Raw genomic sequence first — 8450 nt, 5'->3', positions numbered from 1 at the left:
CCGGCCTCTTGGCCTTAACCACCCCCGCCCGTGGGGCGGGCACATCCACGGCCCGGGCGCATCGCCGTTTCCGCATCCAGCGGCGCGCATCGCCGTTGACGCTATTGCGCCGGCGGCGCCGAGGCCGGCTTCGGGCGCGCGAGGAACGCCGTGACCGCGGCGGCGGCGAGGAGCAGGGCCAGGGCGGCAAAGCCGTACGCGAGCGTGGCGAGGGTGGCGACCGCCGCGACGAGGAGCGGGCCGCCGGCGTCGCCGAGCTCGCGGCCGAGCTCCGCGGTGCCCATCGTCTGGCCGAGGCGTTCCGGTGGCGTGCCGGCGGCGAGCGCGGCGAACCCCAGCGGGGTGATCAGGCCGGTGCCGGCGCCGATCAGGGCGGCGGCGGTGAGCAGCCCGGCGAGGCCCGGCAGCGCCGCGCAGGCCAGGCCCGCGGCGGTGAGGGCCAGGCCGGCGGTCAGGCCCGTGCGGGTCGTGAGGCGGCGCCCGTCCAGGGCCTGGCCCGCCCACGGCTGGACGACCGCCGCGCAGAGGGCGAGCAGCGACACGGCGGCGCCGGTGGCGACCGTGCCGAGGCCGGCGGTCCGGCCGTTGACGGGCAGGAACCCGACGCCGACGGACAGGGCGGCGGTCGCCGCGGCGAGGGCGCCGGTCGGGGCCAGGAACGCGCGGTCGGTCAGCCGGCGCACGAGGTCCACGACGGTCTGCCGCTGCTTCGGCAGGGGAGCGACGGCGGGCACGGCGAGCGCCGCCCACGCCGCCACGGCCGCGCCGAGGACCGCCAGGACGACGAACAGCAGCCGCAGCCCGCCGGCCCAGACCAGCACGCCGCCGAGCAGTGGGCCGAGGGCGTAGCCGATGGACTTGTGGAAGCCGTACGAGCCGAACGCCCGGCCGTGTCTGGCCGCCGGGTTGAGCCGGGCGACGAGCGCGGACGCGGCGGGGGAGAACGCGGACGCGGCGGCGCCCTGGCCGAGGCGCGCGGCCCACAGCCACCCGGGGCTGTCGGCGACGGCGTAGAGGGCGGACGCGACGGCGAAGGCGACGAGCCCGCCGAGCAGCACCGGCCGCGCGCCGACCCGGTCCGCGAGGTTGCCGAACACCGGTTTGAGCAGCACCTCGGCCCCGTCGTACAGGGCGAGCAGGCCGCCGAGCACCAGCAGCGACGTGACCGCACCCTCCGCGAACCCGCCCAGGTTGGCGGCGATGCCGTGCGCCCCGAAGGCGGTGGTGAAGCCGGCCGCGTACAACGGCCACATCGGTCGGCGGGTCACCGGGGCCTCCGGGAAGCGGGAAGGTGCCGTCAGTATCTCCCGGTCGGGGTGGGCGGGGCGAAGGCTGACAGCAGGGTCGTGGTGATGACGTCCGGTGCCTGGTCGAGCGTGAGGCGGCCGGCGGTGACCTCGTCCGCCGCGCCGTGGATGACGTTGTAGACCACGGCGGTCATCCAGGTCACGGGCAGGTCGGTCCGGAACGTGCCGGCCTGCCTGCCGCGCTCGATGAGCTTCTCGACCCGGTCGAGCGGGCGGCGGTGGTGCTCGCGGATCTGATCGGCGGGCAGCTCCAGCTGGGCGGCGTGCAGCAGCAGCCGGGACCGCTCGACGATCCGCCACGACGACGCGATCAGCCGGGCGAGGGCCTGGCGCTCGTCGCCGTCGAGGTCGACCTCGGCGAGGGCGCGCTCGGCGTCGGCGATCACCTGGGTGAAGACGGCGTCCAGCAGTTCGGCGCGGGAGCCGAAGTGGGCATACAGGGTGACCCTGCCGACGCCGGCGGCGCGGGCGACGTCCTGCATGCTCGCGGCCGGATCGGCGACGAGGCAGGCCTGCGCGGCGTCGAGGATGGCGCTGATGTTGCGGCGCGCGTCGGCGCGGCGCGGTGTCGGTGGCATCGGGTGGTCCCGCTTCCGTGAAGTGCGGCGAAGTGAAGTCGAACACAGGTGTTCGACTTTAGCAGCGTGCGCTCTACAGTAAGCCGTACATCGCTGTACGACTTATGGGAGGCTGAGGATGGAGCACCACCACGAGAAATCCGGCAGCTGGGGCACGCTCACGCTGCTGTGCCTGGCGCAGTTCATGGTCATCCTCGACGTGACCGTGGTGAACGTCGCGCTGCCGAAGATGTCCGACGACCTGCGGCTCGACGCCGGCGCGGCCACGTGGGTCGTCACCGCGTACACCCTGTGCTTCGGCGGGCTGCTCATCCTCGGCGGCCGGCTCGGCGACCTGCTCGGCCGGCGCGCCGTCTTCCTGGCCGGGCTGGCCGTGTTCACCGCCTCGTCGCTCGCCGCCGGGCTCGCCGGCGACGCGGCCGTCATCCTTGGCGCGCGGGCCGCGCAGGGTGTCGGCGCGGCGATGCTGTCGCCGGCGGCGCTGTCGATCGTCAGCACCCTGTTCCACGGCCGGCGCCGGCACCAGGCGCTCGCGGTCTGGGGTGCCGTCGGCGGCGGTGGTGCCGCGGCCGGCGTGCTCATCGGCGGGCTGCTCGTGTCGGGCCCCGGCTGGGGCTGGGTGTTCTTCATCAACGTGCCGATCGGCATCGCGGTCGGCCTGGCGGTCCGGCTCATGGTGCCGTCGTCGCCGCGGCAGCCCGGGCGGGTCGACATCCCCGGCGCGCTGCTGCTCACCGGCACCGCCGCCCTGGTGATCTACGGCCTCGTGCAGGCCGGCACGGCGGGCTGGACGGCGACCTCGACCTGGCTGTCGTTCGCCGGCGCCGCGGTGCTCGGCCTGGCGACCGCCGCGGTCCAGCGCGCCACGCGGTCGCCGCTGCTGCCCACCGGGCTGCTGCGCCGCCGGCCGGTCATCGCCGGCAACGCCGTCATGCTGGCCGCGTCCAGTCTGCTCATCGGCGGGTTCTTCCTCACGTCGATGCTGCTGCAGCACCGCTTCGGCTACTCCGCGCTGCGCACCGGGGTGCTGTTCCTGCCGGTCACCCTCGCCACGATCGTCTCCGCGCACCTGACCGGCCGGGGGCTGCAGCGCTTCGGTGCCCGGCCGGTGATGCTGGTCGCGTTCGCCGTGGCCGCCGCCGGGTTCGCGCTGCTGGCCCGGGTCGAGCCGCACGCCCAGCCCTTCAGTGCGGTGCTTCCGGGTTTCGTACTGGCGGCGGCCGGCCTCGGCGCCGGGTTCGTCACCGCGTCCACCTCGGTGATGACCAGCGTCGACCACGCGGCCGCCGGCGGCGCCTCCGGCCTGCTCAACACCGGCCACGAGCTCGGTGCCGCGCTGGGCGTCGCGCTCGTCTCCGCCATCGCCGCCGGTGACCTGGCGGCGGCGCCGGGCGGCCCGCTGGACGGCTTCACCGCCGCCTACGCCGCGGCCGCCGTGGTGGCGGCGGTCAGTGCCGTCGTGCTCGCGGCCGCGCTGCCCGCCGGCCGCCCGGCCGTCACGGACGGCCCGGCCTTCGTGCACTGACGCGCCGCCGGTACGTGTCGCGCGCCACCGTTGCGCGAATACCCCCAGGGGGTATAGTCAACCCCGGAAAGGGAGGTCGACATGGACCACACGCATCACCACCCGGTCAGCACCGCGACGACGACGTGGGCGGCGGCAGCGCAGGCGACCCTGCACTGCCTGACCGGCTGCGCGATCGGCGAGGTCCTCGGCATGGTGCTGGGCACCGCGTTCGGGCTGCACAACGCCGCCACCGTCGCGTTGTCCGTCGGGCTCGCCTTCGTGTTCGGCTACGCGCTGACCATGCGCGGCGTCCTGCGCGCGGGCGTCGGCGTGCGGACGGCGCTGAAGGTGGCGCTCGCCGCCGACACCGTCTCCATCGCCGTCATGGAGGTGCTCGACAACGCGATCATGGTGACCGTGCCGGGTGCGATGGACGCCGGGCTGACCGCCTGGCTGTTCTGGGCCTCGCTGGCGTTCTCGCTGGCCGTGGCGTTCGTGCTCACCACGCCCGTGAACCGGTGGATGATCTCTCGCGGCAAGGGCCACGCGGTCGTCCACCAGTATCACCACGGTCACTGAACCGCGCATTTCGGACCTATCCGGTACGGTCGTGTGAAATCCTGGCACCGTGGCAGAGATCGGCGGCCGGCTGGGGTCGGTGGCCCGGCTCGCCGCCGTCCGCCGGGCCCGTGACGACTCGGCGGGGTGGCGGCCGATCATCGACCACGTCGTCGAGCTCACGGCCGCCGCGACCGGCCTGCCCGTGGCGCTGGCGTCGTTCATCACCGCCGACCGGCAGGCCGTCCTCGGCGCCACCGGTGTCGACGGCGTCGCCGCAGGTTACGAGCTGCCGCTGACGGTGCCGCTGTGCGGGCACGTCGTCGCCGGCGACCTGCCACTGATCGTGGCCGACGCCGTGGCGGACGAGCGGTTCACCGGCAGCGACGCCGTCCGGTTGCACGGCATCCGCGGGTACGCGGGTTTCCCCGTCCGGGACGACGACGGCAGCATCCTCGCCGTCGCCGCCCACCGGCCGGTCGACTGGTCGGCGGCGCAGCTGCGCTGCCTGGACCACGCCGCCCGCGTGCTCGCCGCGCTGATGACCGGCACCCACGCCGCCGACGTCGCCGCCCGCACCGACGCCCAGCGGCAGCGGGCGTTCCTGCACGCGCTGCTGGAGTGCCTCGACACCGGCGTCGCCGCCTGCGACGAGCAGGGCCGGCTGGTGCTGCTCAACCGGGCGCTGCGCGAGTTCCTGCCCGGCGGGGACGGCTACCAGGACAGCCCGTCGCAGGAGTGGGCCGACCGGGTGACGCACCCGGACGGCCGCCTGTTCACCGCCGGGGAGATGCCGTTGGAGCGGGCGATGCACGGGCAGACCGTGCGCAGCGACGACCAGATCATCCCCGACCGGAGGGGACGGCCGCGGCGGTACGCCGTGAACGCCACTCCGATCACCGACCGCGACGGCCGGCGGCTCGGCGCGGTCGCCGCCGTGCACGACGTCACCGACCAGCGCCGCGCCGAACGGTTCCGCCGGTGCGAGCTGGCCGTCGCCCGGTCCCTGCCCGCCGCGGCCGACCTGGAGGGCGCCGGGCGGGCGGTCCTCGCCGCCGTCGGCGAGACGCTGGGCTGGCCGTACGCCGAGCTGTGGCTGCACGACCCGCTCACCGACGTGATGCGCCCCGCCGCCGCCTGGACCCGGGACGGCCCCGGCCTCCCGCTGCCGGCGCACCTGCCGACCGGCGCCGGACTGGCCGGCGTCACCGCCACCGTCCGCCTCCCGCGCGACCAGCCGCCGAACGGCCTCTGACGCCCCGGTGGCGGACGCACCGATAGCCTTTGCCGTCCGGCAAGTTTCGTCACATGAATCGGTGGGGTACTGCACGGGCCGTGACGGCAACTGCGAGCGCAGGCCCGCCGCGGTGAGCCTCCTTACCGCGCACTTCGACCTCCCGATCAGCGACGGGGCGCCCGCCATCGCACGGCGGGCGATGGTGTCGACGTTCGCCGGTTGGGGGCTCACCGACGACGACTGGGTCGACCGGGCGATGCTGGCCGTCACCGAGCTGGTCACCAACGCGGTGCGGTACGGCGGCGGCCGGGTCGTGCTGGCGCTGCTGTCGGACGAGCGGCACGTGACCATCTCGGTCGCGGACGGGTCCGCGGTCGTGCCGCGCCTGCCGACCGACGCCGACACGATCGACCGGGACAGCGGCCGGGGTATCGCGATCATCGCCGCCCTCGCCGAGCAATGGGGCGTGGAGGATCACGAGGGCGGCAAGCGGGTGTGGGTGCAGCTGCCGCCGCACCCGCCGGCCTGACCTGCCCAGCCGTGCCACGCCGAGCATCTCTTGTGGACTAACCCGCCGCCGAGACGGCACGGCGCCCACCCGTCGGCACCAGCCGGGGCACCAGCCGCACCAGGACCAGCATGCCGACGACCTCGACCAGCGTCTGGGTGACGACCACCGCCCCGGCGGCGGCCAGCGCGTCCGGCAACGCCAACGCCAACGGCAGCACCACCAGCGAGTTGCGGGTCGCGCCGGTGAACACCACCGCCCGCCCCGCACCGGCATCCAGCCGGAACAGCACCGCGACACCCCACCCGGCGAACGCCATCACCACCGGGAACACCCCGTAGAACGGCACGACCCCGACCACGCCGGCGAGATCGCGGTGCAGTTTCGGCACCTGTGACGCAACCACGGTGAACAGGGTCACCGCCATCAACGGCACCATCGCCACGGCGATCTTCTCCGCCACCACGGCGCCGGAACGACGGCGCGTGGCCCACCCCTGCGTGACCCACGCCAACGTCAACGGGACCACGATCAGCCCCAGGAACGCCTGCACGAACGGACCGGTCTGCACCACGTCGGCCAGGCCCGCGCCCAGGAACAGCAGCAGGAACAGCGGCAACAACGCCAGCTGAGCGAGCAGCAACAGCGGCGTCGCGGCGAGCAGCCGCCGGCTGCTGCCGCCCGCGAGCCCGCTGAACACGATCACGTAGTCGACGCACGGAGTCAGCAGCACCAGCAGCACACCGAGCCGCACGGCCTGATCAGCGGGCAAGAACCGGAACATCGCCGCGACGACCAGCGGCACCACCACGAAGTTCACCACCAGCGTGGCTGCCAGGAACCGCCCGTCCCGCCACGACCGGATCAGCTCCCGAGCGGGAACCTGCAGAAACGTCACATACAACAAGGCGCCGAGCACCGGGTTGATCAGCCACTCCAGCCCTGGTCCCGCGCGCGGCACCAACCAGCCCGCCGCGGCCCCGGCAACGATCGCACCGAAATACACCGCGACCTGATGACGCTCCATCGACGCGGCCACGCCCCGAGAGTCCTGTGCCTTCTTCGCGGAGCCGCTCAGCTCGGTCAACGGCGCACCCGATAGCGCAGGTGAAGCACCCGGTTGCCCTGAATCGCCACGTCGGGATCCTCCAACAGGTGCTGTGCGTGGACCGACCCGAAGTAGCGCTTGCCGGACCCGAACACGACGGGCACGACGTCCATGCGCACCTCGTCGACCAGGCCCGCGGCAAGCATCTGGCCACCGACGTCGCCGGCGGCGACCTCGACCATGCGGTCACCCGCCAGCTCCTGCGCCTTGGCCATGGCCGCCTCGACGCCGTCGACGAAGTGGAACGGCGCCTCGGGGTCCCAGCCCTCGGGCGCCGGCCGGTGCGTCACGACGACCACGTGGTCGATCCCGCCCGGAGGCTTCCCGTCCCAGCCGTCCGTCAGGTCGAAGACGTGGCGGCCGGCGATCGTGACTCCGATCTGGTCCCAGTACGGCCGGGTGTAGTCGTAGGACGTCTGCGACACCTTCAACGCGCCGCTCTCGTCCAGCGGGACGTCACCGCTGGACAACCAGTCGAACAGCGGTCCGGGCTGGTCGTTCTCGTCCGCGACGAAGCCGTCCACCGACACCGAGCTGTACATGACCACCTTGCCCACGGGGCTCTCCTCTGCATTGGATGCCCCCAAGTTATCGTGCCGTGAGCTGCCGCTCTTGTAAGAAATCAATCGGCCGGCAGCGGCCAGCCGTCGAACACGTGGCCGGGATGTTCGCGCAGGAACCGCCGCCGGACTTCGACGTACCGGGTCGGCGTGAGCCCGGTGAACGCCCGGAACTCGTGGCCGAAGTGGGCCTGGTCGAAGTAGCCCGCGCGAGCGGCGAGGTCGCCCCAGTCGATCGGTCCGGTGGGGTCGATCGCGAACACGGTGGCGGCGAAGCGGTGGGTGCGGGCCAGCCGCTTCGGCGTGACGCCGACGAGCTCCTTGAACCGCTGTGCCAGATGGGTGCTGCTGACACCGGCTGCCACGCCCAGGTCGCCGATCGCCACCGCCCCGCCGGCCGCCGCGATGACGCTGCTCGTATGGCGGACCAGCCCCAGGCCGGCGGTCTCGCACAGCCGCCGCATCAGCTCCTCCTCCAGCAGCGTCAGCATCTCGTGCGGTCCGGGCGCCGTCGCCAGCCGGTCTCGCAGCTCGGCAACGGCGCGCCGGCCCCAGACCTGCTCCACCGTCACCGGCCGGTCGCACAGCTCGGCCGCGGGCATCGGCAGGAACGGCGCCAGCCCCCACGGCTTGACGTGCACGCCGACGGACCGGGTCGGGACGGGGTAGCCGAACTCGAACGCGCGGGTCGGCGTGGTGACCACGCAGCCGTCGGCGTACTCGGCCGCCTCGATGTCGGTGCTGGCGCGGATGCGGAACGGCGCCCCGAGGTTGACGATGAGCAACGCCCCCGGCATCGGCGGCAACGTCAGCCGCGCGTACGGCGGCGCACCCTCCAGGTAGTACAGGTCGTCGACCAGCCCGTCCAGCGGCGGTCGCGGCACTCTGGACACGTACTCCACGCCCACAGCATCCCCGACGCCCCGCCGGCATCGCGCGCCGGGATGGTCCAGCCGCGCTGCCGCCTCGTGGAGCGGGTCAGCAGCCGCATCCGCCGCCGCAGCCGCTGTGCCCATGCGGGCCGGGTAGAAGCCGAGCGCGGAGAAGATGTACCAGGCGGACATCTCCCCGGTGGCCTCGTCGCCGA

Annotated in this window: 9 protein-coding genes; 4 read left to right on the top strand and 5 right to left on the bottom strand. The window is 73.9% G+C overall.

The genetic code is table 11. The features are described from left to right. Positions 1-101: 101 nt before the first annotated feature. Entirely contained in the window at positions 102-1268 is a 1167-nt protein-coding gene (locus tag AB0J72_RS58595; RefSeq protein WP_363417878.1) for an MFS transporter, read from the bottom strand. A gap of 29 nt (positions 1269-1297) precedes the next feature. Beyond that, complete coding sequence (locus tag AB0J72_RS58590; protein ID WP_363417875.1) at positions 1298-1885, bottom strand: TetR/AcrR family transcriptional regulator; 588 nt, start codon at positions 1883-1885, stop codon at positions 1298-1300. 118 nt (positions 1886-2003) lie between these two features. On the opposite strand from AB0J72_RS58590, the gene AB0J72_RS58585 reads away from it, so the two are divergent. The 4 genes from AB0J72_RS58585 (at position 2004) to AB0J72_RS58570 (ending at position 5716) form a co-directional block, all read left to right on the top strand. Further along, complete coding sequence (locus AB0J72_RS58585) at positions 2004-3410, top strand: MFS transporter (RefSeq protein WP_363417872.1); 1407 nt, start codon at positions 2004-2006, stop codon at positions 3408-3410. A gap of 81 nt (positions 3411-3491) precedes the next feature. Next, positions 3492-3971, top strand: a complete 480-nt coding sequence (locus tag AB0J72_RS58580) for a DUF4396 domain-containing protein (RefSeq protein WP_363417869.1) — start codon at positions 3492-3494, stop codon at positions 3969-3971. 49 nt (positions 3972-4020) lie between these two features. Next, on the top strand, positions 4021-5205 hold the full coding sequence (locus tag AB0J72_RS58575; protein ID WP_363417866.1) for a PAS domain-containing protein: 1185 nt from the start codon (positions 4021-4023) through the stop codon (positions 5203-5205). A 112-nt stretch (positions 5206-5317) separates the two neighbouring features. Continuing rightward, a complete protein-coding gene (locus AB0J72_RS58570) occupies positions 5318-5716 on the top strand; it encodes an ATP-binding protein (RefSeq protein ID WP_363417863.1) in 399 nt (132 codons plus the stop codon). 37 nt (positions 5717-5753) lie between these two features. Here the strand turns inward: AB0J72_RS58570 and AB0J72_RS58565 are convergent, their stop codons facing one another. From AB0J72_RS58565 to AB0J72_RS58555, 3 genes are all read right to left on the bottom strand, one after another. Continuing rightward, positions 5754-6782 carry a bile acid:sodium symporter gene (locus tag AB0J72_RS58565; RefSeq protein WP_363417861.1) on the bottom strand — a complete coding sequence of 343 codons (1029 nt, stop codon included), beginning with the start codon at positions 6780-6782 and terminating at the stop codon, positions 5754-5756. Then, complete coding sequence (locus AB0J72_RS58560) at positions 6779-7360, bottom strand: dihydrofolate reductase family protein (RefSeq protein ID WP_363417858.1); 582 nt, start codon at positions 7358-7360, stop codon at positions 6779-6781. The genes AB0J72_RS58565 and AB0J72_RS58560 overlap by 4 nt, the downstream gene beginning before the upstream one ends. Before the next feature lie 65 nt (positions 7361-7425). After that, the coding region (locus AB0J72_RS58555; protein WP_363417855.1) for a helix-turn-helix domain-containing protein at positions 7426-8450 on the bottom strand (1025 nt) is incomplete at its 5' end.

This window comes from Dactylosporangium sp. NPDC049742, from assembly GCF_040674675.1.
Taxonomy (GTDB): domain Bacteria; phylum Actinomycetota; class Actinomycetes; order Mycobacteriales; family Micromonosporaceae; genus Dactylosporangium; species Dactylosporangium maewongense.
The sequence above is the reverse complement of the archived record's forward strand: the minus strand, read 5'-3'. Positions and strand labels throughout refer to the sequence as shown.